Source organism: Streptomyces lycii, assembly GCF_009735685.1.
Taxonomy (GTDB): Bacteria; Actinomycetota; Actinomycetes; order Streptomycetales; family Streptomycetaceae; genus Streptomyces; species Streptomyces lycii.
Genome location: NZ_WHPN01000404.1, coordinates 61,214 through 76,416 on the forward strand (window position 1 = coordinate 61,214; position 15,203 = coordinate 76,416).

General features: G+C 68.1%; 16 protein-coding genes. 1 reads left to right on the forward strand and 15 read right to left on the reverse strand.

What is annotated here, in order from left to right; all coding sequences use genetic code 11:
- Position 1: 1 nt before the first annotated feature.
- Positions 2–328, reverse strand: a complete 327-nt coding sequence (locus tag GCU69_RS28370) for a transcriptional regulator (protein WP_156207591.1) — start codon at positions 326–328, stop codon at positions 2–4.
- A gap of 556 nt (positions 329–884) precedes the next feature.
- Between GCU69_RS28370 and GCU69_RS28375 the strand changes: the two genes are divergently transcribed.
- On the forward strand, positions 885–1,766 hold the full coding sequence (locus tag GCU69_RS28375) for a helix-turn-helix domain-containing protein (protein WP_156207592.1): 882 nt from the start codon (positions 885–887) through the stop codon (positions 1,764–1,766).
- Between the two features lie 190 nt (positions 1,767–1,956).
- On the opposite strand, the gene GCU69_RS28380 is transcribed toward GCU69_RS28375, so the two are convergent.
- From GCU69_RS28380 to GCU69_RS28445, 14 genes are all read right to left on the reverse strand, one after another.
- Entirely contained in the window at positions 1,957–2,586 is a 630-nt protein-coding gene (locus tag GCU69_RS28380) for an HAD-IA family hydrolase (RefSeq protein ID WP_156207593.1), read from the reverse strand.
- Positions 2,587–2,868: 282 nt separating this feature from the next.
- Positions 2,869–4,104, reverse strand: a complete 1,236-nt coding sequence (locus tag GCU69_RS28385; RefSeq protein ID WP_156207594.1) for an MAB_1171c family putative transporter — start codon at positions 4,102–4,104, stop codon at positions 2,869–2,871.
- A gap of 94 nt (positions 4,105–4,198) precedes the next feature.
- The gene (locus GCU69_RS28390; RefSeq protein ID WP_235978755.1) at positions 4,199–4,558 is read right to left on the reverse strand and encodes a hypothetical protein; all 360 of its coding nucleotides are present in this window, start codon (positions 4,556–4,558) and stop codon (positions 4,199–4,201) included.
- A 597-nt stretch (positions 4,559–5,155) separates the two neighbouring features.
- Positions 5,156–5,920 carry a 3-deoxy-manno-octulosonate cytidylyltransferase gene (locus GCU69_RS28395; protein ID WP_156207595.1) on the reverse strand — a complete coding sequence of 255 codons (765 nt, stop codon included), beginning with the start codon at positions 5,918–5,920 and terminating at the stop codon, positions 5,156–5,158.
- A 33-nt stretch (positions 5,921–5,953) separates the two neighbouring features.
- Entirely contained in the window at positions 5,954–6,514 is a 561-nt protein-coding gene (locus GCU69_RS28400; protein ID WP_156207596.1) for an NUDIX hydrolase, read from the reverse strand.
- Positions 6,511–7,632, reverse strand: a complete 1,122-nt coding sequence (locus GCU69_RS28405) for an adenosylhomocysteinase (protein ID WP_156207597.1) — start codon at positions 7,630–7,632, stop codon at positions 6,511–6,513. The genes GCU69_RS28400 and GCU69_RS28405 overlap by 4 nt, the downstream gene beginning before the upstream one ends.
- Before the next feature lie 31 nt (positions 7,633–7,663).
- Positions 7,664–8,662 (reverse strand): NAD-dependent epimerase/dehydratase family protein, encoded by a 999-nt coding sequence (locus tag GCU69_RS28410; RefSeq protein WP_235978756.1) that lies wholly within the window; start codon positions 8,660–8,662, stop codon positions 7,664–7,666.
- Between the two features lie 35 nt (positions 8,663–8,697).
- Positions 8,698–9,534, reverse strand: a complete 837-nt coding sequence (locus GCU69_RS28415; protein WP_156207598.1) for an aminoglycoside phosphotransferase/kinase family protein — start codon at positions 9,532–9,534, stop codon at positions 8,698–8,700.
- The gene (locus tag GCU69_RS28420; RefSeq protein ID WP_156207599.1) at positions 9,531–10,187 is read right to left on the reverse strand and encodes a histidine phosphatase family protein; all 657 of its coding nucleotides are present in this window, start codon (positions 10,185–10,187) and stop codon (positions 9,531–9,533) included. Before GCU69_RS28420 ends, GCU69_RS28415 begins: the two co-directional genes overlap by 4 nt.
- Entirely contained in the window at positions 10,184–10,942 is a 759-nt protein-coding gene (locus GCU69_RS28425; RefSeq protein ID WP_156207600.1) for a phosphotransferase, read from the reverse strand. Before GCU69_RS28425 ends, GCU69_RS28420 begins: the two co-directional genes overlap by 4 nt.
- Positions 10,939–11,790 (reverse strand): class I SAM-dependent methyltransferase, encoded by an 852-nt coding sequence (locus tag GCU69_RS28430; protein ID WP_156207601.1) that lies wholly within the window; start codon positions 11,788–11,790, stop codon positions 10,939–10,941. The genes GCU69_RS28425 and GCU69_RS28430 overlap by 4 nt, the downstream gene beginning before the upstream one ends.
- Positions 11,791–11,821: 31 nt before the next feature.
- The gene (locus tag GCU69_RS28435; protein ID WP_156207602.1) at positions 11,822–12,331 is read right to left on the reverse strand and encodes a P-loop NTPase family protein; all 510 of its coding nucleotides are present in this window, start codon (positions 12,329–12,331) and stop codon (positions 11,822–11,824) included.
- 96 nt (positions 12,332–12,427) lie between these two features.
- Entirely contained in the window at positions 12,428–13,480 is a 1,053-nt protein-coding gene (locus tag GCU69_RS28440; protein ID WP_176604667.1) for a glycosyltransferase family protein, read from the reverse strand.
- Positions 13,477–15,195, reverse strand: a complete 1,719-nt coding sequence (locus GCU69_RS28445) for a carbamoyltransferase family protein (RefSeq protein WP_156207604.1) — start codon at positions 15,193–15,195, stop codon at positions 13,477–13,479. Before GCU69_RS28445 ends, GCU69_RS28440 begins: the two co-directional genes overlap by 4 nt.
- Between the last annotated feature and the right edge of the window lie 8 nt (positions 15,196–15,203).

Genomic DNA, 15,203 nt, shown 5'->3' on the forward strand with positions numbered 1-15,203 from the left:
CTCAGCGGCCCCGCTCAGCGGCGACCAGGTCGCTGCGGGTCAGGGTGGCGTCGGCAAGGCAGAAGGTGTGGGGGCGCATCCAATCCACCTCCGGCCAGACCCGCAGGATCCAGCGTGCCACGACCCTGGCGGTCGGGCGGCCCAGCTCCAGGGTCCTTCCGGCCTGGTCCTTGACGACGGCGTGCAGATGAGGCCACGTCCGTGTCGGGTCGGTGAGGCTGACCCGGATCGTGGCCGCCCCCGGGATCATGTCGGCGAGCTGTGCGGCGAGGCGGCGCGGACGGCCGTCGTCCGCGCAGGCCGGGCTTCCGCTCGGCGTGGCGAGCATGCGATACTCCGTTGTTCGAAGGAGCGCGGTGCGGCGGTCTCGTGCAAGAAGCCCTGCCGCCCGCGTGATGTGTAATTGGCGCCCCTCGGGGTGCCAGCCCGGCGCTTGGGAGTTGGTAGCTCCTCGGCGCCGGTTTCAGTTTCGGGGTCAGATCACGGGTCGTATGCCGGTATCTGTCCCGCCTCCTTTTCGCTGGTCATCGGCCCCTTTCCGGGGCGCTGCCCGGCGTGGGACGACGAACATACGTAGACCCCGCGGACAAGTCCATCCCGTTGTCCGGAAGATCGTTTGCGGTCGTCTTACTCCGTGTCGGCCGCTCTCAGGAGGGCGATGCAGACGTGGATCCACGCCGACCGGCAAGCGCCGCAAGCGCTTGTCGCGTGAGCGGTTATGGCATACGAATATGCACAGAGGTCCCCCAGGGCTCGGCACCGTAGAATCGGGCCTGATCAACAGGTGCGATACGGAAACGTACGTCAGTTTCGAAAATGCATCAACCCTGGCTTACAGTTGACCCCGACACCGAGCCCATCGCCACCTCGCACCAGGAGTCCCAGTGCCCCCTCGCCAGTTCGACGGCAGCCGCGTGCGTGCTGTCCGCCGACGCAGGGACATGCACCAGAGGCAGCTGGGCGAACTGGTGGGCGTCAGCGGTGCCACCGTCGCACGATGGGAATCCGGGAAGGATTTTCCCAAGGGCGAGAAGCTGCCGGCGATCGCCACGGCGCTCAACGAACCACTCGACGAACTGTTCCCCCACGACGGGCCGCCGGACCTACAGCTCCTACGCTGTGACGCCGGTCTCAGCGTGGCGGAGGCCACCGAAATCATCGGCGCAAGCCGGGGGCCGGTGAGCAACGCCGAGTCCGGGCGGCGCAGGCTCAACGCCAGCTATGTGAAGCCGCTGGCGGCGGCGTACGGGGTGACCGAGGAGGAGCTGCTCGCGGCGCAGGATCGCTCGTTCGGCCTTCGCACCACCGCCCCACATGGCGATCAAGAGGCCGCGCCTCGCACGATCGGAGAAAAGATCAACTTTCTCCTGCAGTACGGTTCCACCGGCGAGGAGGCGCTCTCCGACGCGGAGATCGCGCGACTCGTCAACGAGCATGCGCCGACCGCAGCCGTCACCGCCGAGGGCATCGGCGAGCTGCGCGACGGAACCGAAACCGCGGCATCGGATGAAGTGCGCGCCGGCCTGGCGCACGCCTTCCAGGTCCCCGCCTGGCTGTTCGGCGATGACGCAGAACTAAGCCCCATGGTCCAGGAGTTCCTGGAGGCTGTTCGCTTCATCGACTCGATTCACCAGGGACACATCCTCGGCCTGGCCGCACGCGGCAGCGAGATCCTCTCCCGGAGATCGATGGCCGACATCAACAGGCTCGTAGGAGAGCTGCGGCACGCACTGTCCGAGGTTCAGGACAAAGAGCAGCCCCGCTAGTAGCGGGCGGGTGGAGATCAGTTGCGGTACCGCCGCCTTGCGGGCGCGTCCGAGGACCCCTGACCGCCTATCGCTCCTCGACTCTGGCCGGGCCAGCACACTTCTCGGACCGGATGCACGAAGGGACTACGGCTCGGCCTCCGGGGAGGCCGAGCCGTAGTCCCTTCCTACGGACAGAATCGACGCCGATCTATGAAGCGGCCAGGTCGACGTCGAACAGCTCGGACAGGGCTGCGACCGTCTGCTTCGGGTCCTGGTTGTGCACTCCCGCGAGGCCGAGCTGCTCCGCTGCCTGGACGTACGCCTCGGTGTCATCGACGAAGACGCACTCTTCGGCAGGCAGGCCCATCAGCTTCAGCGTGGTCTCGAAGAGCTGGGCGTCGGGCTTGCGCATCATGTGGTGCTCGCTGATGACGACGACGTCGTACAGCTTCTCCAGCTCGTAGCCCGCATACAGGTCCCACGGCTCCAGGCCCACGGAATTCGACAGGATGCCGACCTTGATCCCGGCCCGGCGTGCTGCGGCGGCAGCGTCGATCAGCAGCGGCTCAGGGCGGAGGTCGCCGAAGATCCTCCCCATCAGCCCGTCCGCCGGCACATTCAGCATCCTGCCGGCGAACTCGTTCCACTCGCGCTGGGACACCACTCCGCGTTCCAGATCGCTGGTGATCCGGACGCCCTCCGGGTCCTTGTACAGGGCAGTGAGGCAGGCCCCCTGGGGAAGCCCTTCACGCTGCTCGAACGCCAACACAGCGGGCAGCAGGGGGGTGGTGAGAACGCCTCCGAAATCAAGAATGAGGCCGGTACGGCGGTTGGACATGCGGGGAACTCCATTGCTGAGATTTCGGACGCCTATCCAGACCGGACAGCGTCGCGGACCCGGCGTACATGGCGGTCGCAGAAGCTGCGCATCGCAGGCCAGGGAGTGCACTTACAGGGCGGAGAAAAACCTCTCTTTCCGCCTTGCCCACGGTACCAGTCGCGACCGCATGCCCGGTGGTGCCGAATCTCACGCAAGCCTTACAAGATCGCATCTCTGAGTGACAGGGCGCACACGCCGAAAACACGGATACGGCAACCCGACGCACCCCGTGCTCCAGAACTACCGCCGAGATTCCGATTCCAGCTTCTCGGAGTCAAGAAGAACTTCTCGCGCTTGGTCACCGGTGATCTGCGTGTAGACCGTGCTGACTCGCACGTACCACGCAGCTTCACTTTCGGTGTCCACGAACGGCTTGTCTCTCATCAGGGTGGCCGAAGACGGCCTGACGGATTCCGCGTTAGCGGCAAGAAGGCCAGCCTTTATCCAGTATGCCTCCGCAGCAGGCTCGGGATCGGAGTGTGGGGACGCCTTGTCCTCCGCAGCAAACATCAAGTCGCGTGGCACGTAGTAGCGCAGTTTCTCGCAGGCGTCGGAGATATCCTGCGTCCATCGGTCCAAGCGAACATCAATGGGGACGCGGAACTGCAAGAGTTCCGTGATCCGTCGGCTGGGCGGGTACAGGCTTGTTCCGGGAAAAGCCTCGACTAGATCGAACCAGAGCGGATAGATCAAGTTCAGGGTTCGGAACGTCTTCCATCGCGCAGCAGCCGCGCGGGTCGTCGGGATGCTTGCCCCTACTGCGACGATAACGAAAAGGAGATTCATCCAGATCGCAGTGGCATCAACCAGGAATCGCACCGTCGATTGACTGAGCGGGAATACTACGGCACTCCACAAGATGGCAATTCTGGCTATCGTGTGAACGAGCCCCATCCACATCGCGAAACCCATCAAACCGAGCCCGATGCGCATGCTCGTGCTCTCAGCTCGGCGTGCCGCCCTCGTCCACTGATAGCCGCATACGGCGGTGGTGACTAGCGGAAAGAAATAGAACACGGTCATGTAGACCGCGACGCCCCATTCTCCCGCATGGTCAACGAGAAAGTCCTCGCTCGGCCGATCTCGTTGGACAACGGTAAAGAAGAGGATCGCGAGCAGCACCACGCCGACGGCTCCGGCCTTGTACGACGCTCGGGCGATCCACCGTGAGAACTCCACGTGCCTGGGCACGACCGCCTCAGCGGTCTTGCCGTAGCTGGTGGCGACATAGGTCAGGGCCGCCATGATCGCCGCCGTGCTGGCAAAGTGCCGGAGCAGGGCGCTGAGATCGACCACCGGAATGCGATCGACCGCGTCCATTGCTGCTGGGGTGTATAGACACAGGGCCACTGCAAACCCGGCGTAGCCGCCCCAGAGCGCCCTACGATGCGCATCGCCATACCTGACAGCCGGGAAACGCCAGATGGAGATCAGCGTCATGACTGCAGCAGTGAAGTATTTGAAGGAGTCGAACACGGAATCAGTCGATCTATAGATGCCACACCTGTCGCCGCTCACGGGCCCTGCAGAGTGCAGACTTGGTCAGTGCGAGATTGCGGATCGTGTGGAGCTACCGCCGACGCCGCGGCGGGGCAACCGGATGCGCCAACGAATACTCCAACAGGCTGATCACATCGTCTCCGGTAGCAGACTGGCGACGTGCCAGGCGCTTGATCAATGACGCTGAAAGCTCGGCCTGCTTCTCCTCGTGGCTGTCGAAATCTACGCGCGCTTGAATGAGGGCTGATGGGTAGCGCCGAAGCACTTCTTGCCGGATACGCTCAGGGACGTAGCGCTCGATTTCCACGGCCGTCAGAGAGGTGCCGTGATCCATCCACTCATGCGCGATCTCATGGAGGATTACGTGTTCTGTTTGATTTCTGCTTGAGCGGCGACGATAGAGAATGATGGTCGCCTCGGGAGTTTTCACCCGAAGGCCGCACGCTGTCCCTAGGCCCCCGTCGGGGTCGTCCAGTGGGACCAACTGGATCTGACGCCTCAGCGCGCTTTCCATATTGCTCACCAGCGTCTCGACGCTGAAGGGGGTTGGTATAGGGAGATCAGCGAGCTTCCTCTCGCATTCCCTCACAAGGGCGCGACGTGAAGGATCCCTACGCCAACGCATAGTCGCTCCATTCTCACTGCAGACCCCATACCTCAACGCGCGTACGCGAGGCGCTGGCAGGCTGGAGCCGTATTCGATGCGCACGGTGCTGGACCGGCACGCACTGTCCGCGCCTAAGCGTACAAGGGGGATTAAGTGACCATGAGAGAAGAACGTGTTGCAAAGGTCACCCGGGCGTGACGGATCACTAGGGCAAGGCAAGATCAAAAGCGGCCGGTGACCTCTCCCATTGATCTTGAAATGCCTTTGGAGTGCGCTCTCGGGAGGCACTCTATTTCTCACCAAGCACCGTTGCCCAGAAAGCCCGAGGACCTTCGCTAACCCGTCGCCTAAATAACCTAGTTGACGGCCGATAAATGCAACGAGGCGTCCAACAGGAAGGGTTGCGTTCGCGCGGATGTCTCAGTGGTGCTGATCGAGGAGACGTTCGGCTCGCGCCAGATCCTCGGGAGTGTCTACTGCCACTCCGTCGTCCAGGACGGGCACCATCCGTACGGCGTGGCCGTGTTCGACGAAGCGCAGCATCTCCACTCCCTCGGCACGCTCCAAGGGCCCCTGCTGGAGCCGCCGGAAGTGCTGGAGAGCCTCGCCGGTGAAGCCGTAGAGGCCCAGTTGGCGCAGGTACTTCGGCCGGTCGCCCCTGGGGTACGGGATGGGCTGGCGCGAGAACATGAGGGCCTCGCTGCGAGCCGTGACGACGACCTTGACGACGTTGTGGTCCAGGACGGCGCCGACATCGACCAGCTCGGTGTAGGCGTTCACGGCGAGGGTGCTGGGCGGAGTGAATTCCAGGGCTTCGGAGACGTCGTTGATGGCGGTCGGCGAGATGAACGGCTCGTCGCCCTGGACGTTGATGTATCCGTCGGCTGGCAGGCGTGCGGCTACCTCCGCGACGCGGTCGGTGCCGGTGAGGTGCTCCCCGGTACGGATGCTGTCGATGCCGAGTTTGCGGCACTCCGCTTCGATGCGTTCGTCGTCCGTCGCGACGATGGCTCCGTCGAGGCGTTTGGCCTCCAGGCAGCGCTGGTGGACGTGCCAGAGCAGCGGCTTGCCGCCGAGGAGGGCCAGTGGTTTGCCGGGGAAACGGGAGGCACCCCAGCGGCACGGTATGACGGCGATGTGCCGGCGGCGTTGGGCGTCGGTCTGTCGGGCTGTGGTGGCGGCCACGGCGTCCTCCTGGTGGTCGGGTTCGGGCAGGCTTCAGGTGAGCTGGGCGAGCTTGGCGCGGACGGTGGGTGAGGAAGTGGTCGCGAACGGCCGCCACTGGTAGCCGTCGACCTCCTCCTCCTGCAGCACCACCGCGTGATCGGTCGCGAGTTGGAAGGCCCAGCGGAAGTCCACGTGGTGGTGGGCCGGCTCGTTCTTCGACGGGTTCGCGTCGATCGCGTGCACGTCGATGTCGAGGGGGATGTCCTCGTGGCCGGCGAGGGGAACCACGGCGCTCGGCGGGATGCCGGCCTCCTCGTGCAATTCGCGCAGGGCGGCGTCGCGCAGGCGCTGGTCGGACGGTTCGTTGTGCCCGCCGGGCGCCAGAAGTTTCCCGGACGCCTTGTGCAGGATGTGGAGCACGTGCCGTTCACCGTTGATGACGATGGCGCTGCAGGTCACGTGGGCAGGGAAGGTCTTGCGGCTGGTGGGATCGTCCGCGCCCGCGAGTACGTCGAACAGCATCGTCAGGGAGGCGCGCTCGTCCGGGTGGCAGGCGAGGTACGCCTCGGTGACGGCGCGGACGTGTCCGGTGGAGGGTGGCAACGAGGTCACCTTTCGAAGTGGCGGAGCCAGGTTCTGGCGATGGTGTCGCGGTCGGCCGCCGGCATCTCGTGCAGTCCGGGCTGGAGCCGCGTGTGGCTGAGTGCGGCGGTGGCGGCGAGTATCTCGGCCTGGACGAGGTGGATGTAGGTGCCGACGGCGGCGCCGTGCACGAAGTTGACGGCACCGCCGTCGGCGAGAACGTAGAAGTAGTGGCCGGTGACCTCGTACCGGGTCAACTGGGGGCCAACGGGCTGACGTTCGTAGAGGTCGTCGAGGCTGCCCAGTTCGAGTTCGTCCTCGGAGGAAGTCACCGATCCGAGGTACGCGCCGTTGCGCAGGGCGGCGAAATCCTCGTGCCGGAGGGCGAGATTGCCGGTGGCGCACAGGACGAGATCCGCGTCGTGGACGGCTTCGGTGGTGGACGCGCTGGTGTGGAAGCCGAGGGCGTGCGCTTGTACCCGCTTGACCGCGTCGTTGTCGTACACGGTGACGCGCAGGTCCTGGGCACGTAGGGTCTGCGCAATCGAGCGACCGATCTTGCCGAAGCCGATGACGCAGGCGCTGCGGCTCGTGAGGATGTCCCCGCGGGCGCGGACGAGGGCGTCGGTAGAGAACACGATAGACCGGCCGACGAGGTGGTCCTCGCAGTCCTTGAGCGGTGAGCGGGCCACGGACACGACCGGGCACGGGAGCGAGCCGAGGGCCGCGTACCGCTGGTGTCCGTTCTCGGTGTCTTCGACGACGCCGAGGATGCGGCCGGAGAACTTGTCCACGAGGGTGTCGAGGCTGGCTGCGAAATAGCCGCCGATGTCGACCAGGACGACGTCCTGGCCGCCGGCCGTGTCCTCCAGGTAGTGCAGGGCCTGGGTCTCGTCGGTGAACCGCTCGCGGCTCAGGTCGTGGACCGGCAGGGTGCGGCGGACGGTGTCGAGGGTCGGCTGGTGGATCGACCGGGGCTTGGGGAGCACGGCGCCGATCGTGGACACCGCGGTCATGGCGCGCAAGAACGCAGGTCGTTCCTGGAGCAGGTGCGTGATGACCAGCGTCGTGATCGCCTGGCCAGCGGGGAACTGCGCGGTGATCCTTCGGAAGAAGGCGTCCAGCCGCGCTCGCTCGGGGGTCTCCATGAGCACTCCTCTCGTGATCCGACGGGTGCGCCTAGGCGGCACGGCTGTAGTCCGGTACTGGGGTGGCCAGAGCCTGCATGTGGGCGCGCAGTCCGCTGTGGAGGTCGACGCGCGGCTGCCAGCCGAGGACCTCTCCCGCACGGCCGGGGTTGGCACGCGTGAGGAGGACGTCCCCGTTGCGCACGTGGTCCTGGTGGAGCTGGATCTCGCGGCTGGTGAGGCTGTTGGCGATGTTGATCACGTCCAGCAGGGACGCGTTCGAGCCACCGCCGACGTTGATGGTGCCGTGCGCGTTCGGGACGGTGCCGGCGGCGATCGTGGCGGCGACCACGTCGTCGATGTAGGTGAAGTCGCGGCGCTGGTGACCGTCTCCGTAAAGGCGCAGGGGTTGTCCGGTCAGGGCGGCGTACAGGGCGCGGTGGGTGAACATGTCGGCACGCTGCCGGGGGCCGTAGACGGTGAAGTACCGCAGGGCGACCACGCTGGGGCCGACGGGGCGCTCGGCGTAGGCGAGACAGAGCTGCTCCTCGGCCAGCTTGGTCACGGCGTACGGGGAGGCGGGGTTGGGGCGATCGGTCTCGCGACTCGCGTCGCCGTCGGTCGGGCCATAGACGCTGGAGGAGGAGGCTACGACCAGTCGGGATACGCCGATCCGGGTGGAGGCTTCGAGGACGCGGTGGGTGGCCAGCACGTTGGACGCGAGGTAGTCGCCGAACTGCGGTCCCCACGAGGGCCGTACGCCGGGGATGCCGGCGAGGTGGAAGACGGTGTCGGCGTCGATCAGGAGCGGGTCGATCGCGCAGTGGAGGAGGTCAGCCGTGACGTGGTGGTATCCCGGGCGACCCCGCAGCGCGGCGAGGTTGGCGGCGGCCGTCGGGTCGGTGGACGGGTCTCGGCGGTCCACGCCAATCACGGTGGTGCCGGCCTGGACGAGGGCGTGGGCGAGGTGGGAGCCGATGAATCCGGCGGAGCCGGTCACCACGGCCCGTCGGGGGGAAGCGTTGGTCGGGGGCTGCTCGTGCTGTGGCACGGAGATCTCCAGAGTGGTGTCGTCTAAGGGGCTGGTCAGGTGAGCCGGGACAGGACGGTTCTGCCGTGCGCGCTGAGGGCGGCGTCGTTCTCCTGGTGGCCCTTGACCAGGGCTGTGGCCGCCTCGATGGCGCCGAAGGACTCCAGGAGGCGTCGTTCGAGGTCGTTGGGTGAGCGTCCATAGCCGTCGAAGAAGGCGGTGCGGAGGTGGGGAGCGGCCTGCCAGCGTCGGAATTCGAGCCGGGCGAAGTCGCGGACCCGGGCGTCGCGTCGCATGTGCTCGAAGTCGTAGATGCCGAAGGTGTCGCCGAGCAGCCAGTCGCGCGGCTGATAGTCGAGGTGGCAGATCGCGCTGTCCATGTGGCTGGTGCCCAGGATCACCGCGTGGTGCTTCAGCAGGTTCTCCTCGGCCGCGTCGAGCAGGTCGGCGTGGACGGCCCGGTCGATCCACCCCTGGAACCGCTCGGCGAGCGAGGCGCCGACGGCACCGCCCTGGGGCATGGCCGTGGCTCGGTGCAGCTTGCCCAGCACGTGCCCGGCCTCGTAGTGGGCCAGCTCCTCCTCGGGCGAGCCCGGAGCGAAGGTGTCCGCGCGGTCGCCTGCGAGTGCGGTGAGCAGCAGGGTGTGGGTGGCATCATCCCGGCCGACCAACACCGGTGCATGGCCGGTCAGATGGGTGACCCACGCCCCGTAGGCGTGGAGTTCTCCGGCGTACCGGTCTCGCTCCGCGTGCTGCTTCGCGATGAACTGACGCCCGTCGCCGGCCACCAGGCGTACGACGCGGGGCGGGAGCGCGGGGTCCGCTGCGATGTCGACTGTGCCGAGGAGGAGGTGCGCCAGTTGTATCCGGGGGTCGCGCGAGGTCGCGATCACGGGGTCGGCTCCGGCGTGAGGAGGCTGAGGTGCTCGGTGTCGTTGTGCCGGTCGAGCATCCAGCGGGTCTGGCCCAGGCGGTTGCGGTGGTGCTGCCAGCGGGTGATGGAGGCGTGGTTGTGGGTGAATCCGGCGGGCGAGCCGATTGGGATGCCCAGCAGCAGGGTGTGTGCGGTGATCACCGTCTCCCCGTGGGCGGCGAAGACGACGCGCTTGCCGTGGTTCTCCTTGATGAGCTGGCTCAGGTTCCTGCTGGCGCGCTCCAGGAACCCGTTCCAGGTGTCGGAGCCCTTGGCCCAGGGCGTGTCGGGGTGGGCGTGCGGGCCACCGTCGGCGGCCGTCTTCACCGCGTCCCAGGGCCGGCCGTCGGCGTCGCCGTGGACCGGTCCGTCGAGTCGCTCGTCGTGGTGCACGGGGATCTGGAGCGTCTGGGCGATGATCTCGCCGGTCTGGACGAGTCGGATCCGCGGGCCGGTGTAGATGACGTCGAAGGGCTTCTTCAGGTGCTCGGTGGCCAGGCGGCGTGCGGCTTGTTCGGCTTGGGCGTAACCGAGGTTGGTCAGGCCGGTGCAGGTGCGCGGGCCCCCGACGAGGCCGTCGGCGTTGCACTGGGCCTGGCCGTGCCGGACGAAGACGAGTTCGGTGGTGATCATGAGGCTCCTCGGTGCGTGAAACGGAGGGGCAGGCTGTAGTGGTAGCCGTTGCGGCCGACGTACGGGGCGGTGAGCACGGCGTGCAGGCCCAGGAAGCTGTCGAGCTGGCCCCGGTCCGTCGTGCCCAGCCGGGCGTCGTAGCGTCGGGCTGCCGCGTTGTACGCGAGCAGGGCGGTAGTGACGGCTTGGTCCGTGAGCGGCCCGTAGGTCAGGTGGAGCGTTGCGACGAGCTTGGCGAGGTCGTAGCCCAGCGGGGCGAGGGACAGGTCGTCGGTGTCGACGGCGACGATGTCTTGCGCGGTGATGATGAAGTTCCGCGGGTTGCTGTCCTTGTAGAAGGCGCACGGGCCCTCGGCGGTCGCCTGCAGCAGGCCGAGCATCGCGTGCAGGGCCGTCTTGTTAGGCAGGTAGCCCTGCTCGTGGCGTCGCCGTAGAGCGACCTTCCGGGGACCGAGGTAGTCGTCAAACAGCGTGCCGTCCTCGAAGTGGTACGGGGTGTCCAGCGACGCGGAGTGCAGGCCGCTGGCCCAGGCGGCACCGTGGGCGTGGCCGAGCAGTTCCGCCACGCGCGGGAGGTCCTCGGGACGTACGGGGCGGCCCTCGATCCGTTCGAACGTCAGGAACCGCGGTCCGGCAGTGTGGAGGGCCGGCTGCCGCAGCGGCTTGGCGTGCGCGGTGAGCCACCGGTAGTGGCGCACCGCCCCCGCCGCGCGCTCCGGTTCCGCGTAGTGCTTGGTGAACGAGGCGGGGCTCATGCCAGCTCTCCTCCTTCCTTCGGCTGGGCGACGACGAAGGTGATCCGGGACCGGGTGGTCAGCGGCTGGTCGGGAAGGAACTCGTGCAGGGTCGCCGCCAGGGCACCGGGGTTGCCGTACAGGCCGGGCGCCAGGTCGTACTTGGGGTTGGTGGCCAGGTACTGCGCCGTGTGGTCGTGGCCGTCGAAGGTGAAGACGTGCTCCTCGTCCAGGACGGCGATCACGTCGAGCGAGGAGGCGGCCACGTCGGCGAGGTTGCCGCTGTGGGCTGCGGTGTAGAGGCTCTCGTGCTGGGCGGCACGCGGATCGAGGCCAGCGGCGGCGACCAGCTGGTCCATCTCCCGGTAGCTGTCGAGGCCCTTGGTGACGAGCACGGCCACACCACCGGGGGCGAGGACCCTGGCGATCTGTCCGACGACGTCCTGGGGGCGCGGCGAGTGGTAGAGGCAGAACGCCGCGACGACGATGTCGCTCGACCCGTCGGGCAGAGGGAGGTCGTGGAAGTCGCCTTCGACGAGGTCCACCGTGCTGTCGGCCAGGTCCTTGGCGCGCTCGCGGGCCTGGGCGAGCAGGGAGGGGGCGGCGTCCAGACCCACGAGGCGCTCGGGCCGGAGCTGCTCGGCGATGACGAGGCTGCTCGTGCCGCGACCGCAGCCGATGTCGAGCACCACGCCGAGCCGGTCGGGCCGGGCGTGATGGGTCTGCACCAGGCTGACGATCGTCTCGGGCACCGGGTGGCCGACGGTCTTGGCGCGCATCAGGGCGCTGGTCCGCCCGGCCAGCCGAGAGGCGTGTCCGTACAGCTCCGACTGTCGGGCGGGGTCCAGGAACGGGTTGGGCTCGTTCATGCCGCACCCCCTGACCGGGGGCGCGGACCGGTCAGGACTGCTCGGCGGCGACCTTCCGCAGCCAGCGGCGCGTCTGACGCCGGTTGGCCAGCAGCACCACGTCGGTGCCGGAGCCGAACTCCTCGATCTTCGCCATCACGCGGGGCCGCATCTTGCGCCGGTACGTGGCGACGTACTTGATCACGCCCCAGTGGATGCGGTTGTGCACCCCGTTGCCCTTGTGCCCGGCCCCGTGCCGGATCTGCCGGGAGAAGATCCCGTACAGCGCCGCCACGGTCGACACGTCCATCAGGACCACCGTGTCGCAGGCTTCGAGCCGTACCTGCAGCGTCGAGTTGTAGTTGCCGTCGATCACCCACCGCGGCTGCGCGACCAGCTCGCGCTGGACGTCCGTGAACTTGTCCATGGGCAACGCGTTCCACTCGTCGTCGTAGAACGCGGCGTCCAGGTGCGTCACCGGGGCGTCGAGGATCCTGCCCAGTTCGCGGGCCACGTGGGATTTGCCGCTGCCTCCGCAGCCGACGATGGCGACCTTCTTCATGGTGCTCCAGCGTAGAGAGGTTCGGGTGTCCGGCGAGCCCATCCTCCGGGACGCGCCCAGAGGATCCGCGCGCCGTGGTCGATCGAGCGGTCTGCATCAGGCAGCCCCCCGCTCGGTCGCGGTGGCCTGAAGGAGGCCGTGCAGGACGGACTCCAGGGAGTTGACCTGCTTGCACAGGCCGAATAGACGCAGCCGGTCCACGCACGCGGCGATCAGGGCGGCGTGCTGCTCGGTGCCAGCGATCTCGCGCAGGTAGGAGAGGCGTTCGAGCACGTCGCTGCCGGAGCGCACGACCAGCTCCTTCGGCACGAACCGGTCGGCGAAGCGGATGTCCGCCGGGGCCAGCGGCAGGCAGCCGGCGAGCACGGCCTCGAAGATGCGCTGGGTCATCTGCCCGACGGCGGCGTACCGCTCGGGCAGCATGAGCACCGTGGCCAGGGACCGGCCGTAGACGCCGGCGGCGTCCTCGAACGGGATCCGGCCCGCGAAGCGGACGTGCGGCCAGCGGCCGGTCTTGGGCCACTTCCCAGCGACCATGTGCTCGACGCGGGCGGCTGCCGGGGCGAAGAAGCGGTCGAAGGGCTCGTCGCGGTCGTACTGGTTGCCCACGTAGCCGAGCGCGAGATCCCGGGGCCGCGCCGCCAGGGTGAGGGGATCGGCCTGGGCGAGGAGGTCCTCGGCGACAGGGAAGAGCAACGAGTGCGCGCCGAGCGTCGGGGCGAGCGCGGCCTCGCAGACGCGGGTGTGGGCCGTACGGCGCCACACGCTCTCGGTGCGCAGGGTGCGGTCCTTGTCCCAGATGACGGTGGGCGTCCGGTGCCGGGCCGTGTAGTGGTTGATGAGCTGGGCCTGCCGGTGGAGGTCGCAGGTGTGCCCCTCGCTGCCGCACACGGTGGTGTTGCGGCCGGGTATCGCCCAGCGCCACTCCAGGAACAGGGCGTCGATGCCGGGCAGGCCGTCGTCGAAGGTGTACGCGCCGCCGAGGTCGTCACCGGCTTCGAGGCGGTCGCGGTCGGGCTGGAGGAAGACGATCTCGTGACCGCGGGCAAGGAGGGCGTCGATGAAGGGGCGGCGGTGGCTGCGGCCTCCGTCGGGGGTGTCGGTGACGCCGTTGCCGAGGAAGCCCCAGAAGCTGTATCCGATCTTCATTTGGTGATCCACCGCCCTTCGAGGAGCAGGGCGTCGAGGCCGGAGTTGGCCAGGCAGTCCAGGGCCATCTCGGGTGTCCCGCAGATCGGCTTGCCCTTGACGTTGAGGGAGGTGTTGATCAGCACGGGGATGCCGGTTCGGCGGCCGAAGGCGGTCAGCACCGCGTGCATGAACGGGTTCTGCGACCGGGTGACGGTCTGCAGGCGGGAGGTGCCGTTGGCGTGCACGATGGCCGGCACTCGCTCGCGCGTCAGGTCCGTCACCCCGGAGGCCATGGACATGTACGGGGCCGGCTGACCGAGGGTGAAGAACTCGGCGGCGCGCTCGGCCGGGACCATGGGGGCGAAGGGCCGGAACGGCTCGCGGAACTTCACGGTGGCGTTGAGCCGCTCGACGACGCCGGGCTCCAGCGGGGAGGCGAGGATCGAGCGGTTGCCCAGGGCACGCGGCCCGGCCTCAACCCCTCCCTGGAAGAGTCCGGCGATCATGCCGTGGGCGAGCTGGTCGGCGAGGAACTCGGCGGTCTCGATGCCGAGGGTCTTCTGGCGGAGGCCGGGCCAGGGGGTCAGGTCGAGGGGCTGGTCCTCGTAGGAGGGGCCGAGGTAACAGTGGCGGGCGATGCCGGCGACAGGGCGACGCGTGCGCGCGTCGACGTGCACGGCGAGGGCGGCCCCGATCGCAGTTCCGGCGTCCCCCGGTGCCGGCGGGACGAACATCTCGTCGAAGATGCCGGCTTCGATGATCTTCCCGATGCTCACGCAGTTCGTGGCGACGCCGCCGCCCACACACAGGCGCCGGGAGCCGGTGAGCACTCTGGCGCGGCGGGCCAGGTGGACCATCACCTGCTCGGTCCGCTCCTGGAGGGCAGCCGCCAGGTCTCGGTGGACGTCGGTGAGCGGTTCGCTCGGGTGCCGCTCAGGGCAGGTCTCGGCGACGAACCGCCGGGATGTCCTCGGGTATCCCGAGGTGAGGGTGCGCGCCGGGAAGTAGCCGGGGTGGATGCGGAAGCCCGTGGCCGTCGTGCGGACGGCCGTGCTGAACAGGTGGCGGAAGCGGGCGGGGTCACCGAGGGCGGCCAGCGCCATGACGGTGCCTTCTTCGTCGCCCCGGCGCCAGCCCAGGTGCTCGGTGACGGCGCCGTACACGTAACCGAGGGAGGCCGGGTCGTTGATCGCTTCCAGGGTCTGGACGCGGGGGTGCTGAACGCCATGGCCGTGGGCGATCGTGGTGGTCTGCCGCTCGCCGAGGCTGTCGACGACGAGTACGGCCGCTTCGTCCCAGCCGGAGGCGGCGTAGGCCGTGAGTTGGTGGGCGCGGTGGTGCAGGACCGGTGTGACGCGGGCCGAGGGGAACTGGCTGCCGAGGACGCGTAGCCGCCGCCGGGTGCGCAGGGCGACCTTGGCGAACCCGTGGGCGCGGGCCAGGCTCCGGTCGCGTGTCATTGGCGAGAGCGCCATGCGCAGGGCGGCGGGCGACTCGGCGAGGTAGCGAGTGGGCTGGAAGTTGTAGGCGACGGCGTCCACATCGGTGGCGCTCAGCTTGGCCTGGTCGAGGAGCCATCCCAAGGCGCGGGCCGGGTAGAGCTTGGTGTGCTTCTGCTCAGAGAGGCGTTCCTCCTCGACGAAGCCGACGAGTTCACCGTCCACGAGAAGGGCGGCCGACGAATCGTGGGTGTACGAGCACAGGCCGAGGATCACGGAGGGGGTGCGCTTCATGGCGGCGG

Bases quoted from the DNA above. Each gene is read 5' to 3' on its own strand.
- GCU69_RS28380 (WP_156207593.1), bottom strand. From the start codon at position 2,586: ATGTCCAACCGCCGTACCGGCCTCATTCTTGATTTCGGAGGCGTTCTC.
- GCU69_RS28435 (WP_156207602.1), bottom strand. From the start codon at position 12,331: ATGAAGAAGGTCGCCATCGTCGGCTGCGGAGGCAGCGGCAAATCCCAC.
- GCU69_RS28445 (WP_156207604.1), bottom strand. From the start codon at position 15,195: ATGAAGCGCACCCCCTCCGTGATCCTCGGCCTGTGCTCGTACACCCAC.
- GCU69_RS28425 (WP_156207600.1), bottom strand. From the start codon at position 10,942: ATGAGCCCCGCCTCGTTCACCAAGCACTACGCGGAACCGGAGCGCGCG.
- GCU69_RS28440 (WP_176604667.1), bottom strand. From the start codon at position 13,480: ATGAAGATCGGATACAGCTTCTGGGGCTTCCTCGGCAACGGCGTCACC.
- GCU69_RS28420 (WP_156207599.1), bottom strand. From the start codon at position 10,187: ATGATCACCACCGAACTCGTCTTCGTCCGGCACGGCCAGGCCCAGTGC.
- GCU69_RS28405 (WP_156207597.1), bottom strand. From the start codon at position 7,632: ATGGAGACCCCCGAGCGAGCGCGGCTGGACGCCTTCTTCCGAAGGATC.
- GCU69_RS28430 (WP_156207601.1), bottom strand. From the start codon at position 11,790: ATGAACGAGCCCAACCCGTTCCTGGACCCCGCCCGACAGTCGGAGCTG.
- GCU69_RS28370 (WP_156207591.1), bottom strand. From the start codon at position 328: ATGCTCGCCACGCCGAGCGGAAGCCCGGCCTGCGCGGACGACGGCCGT.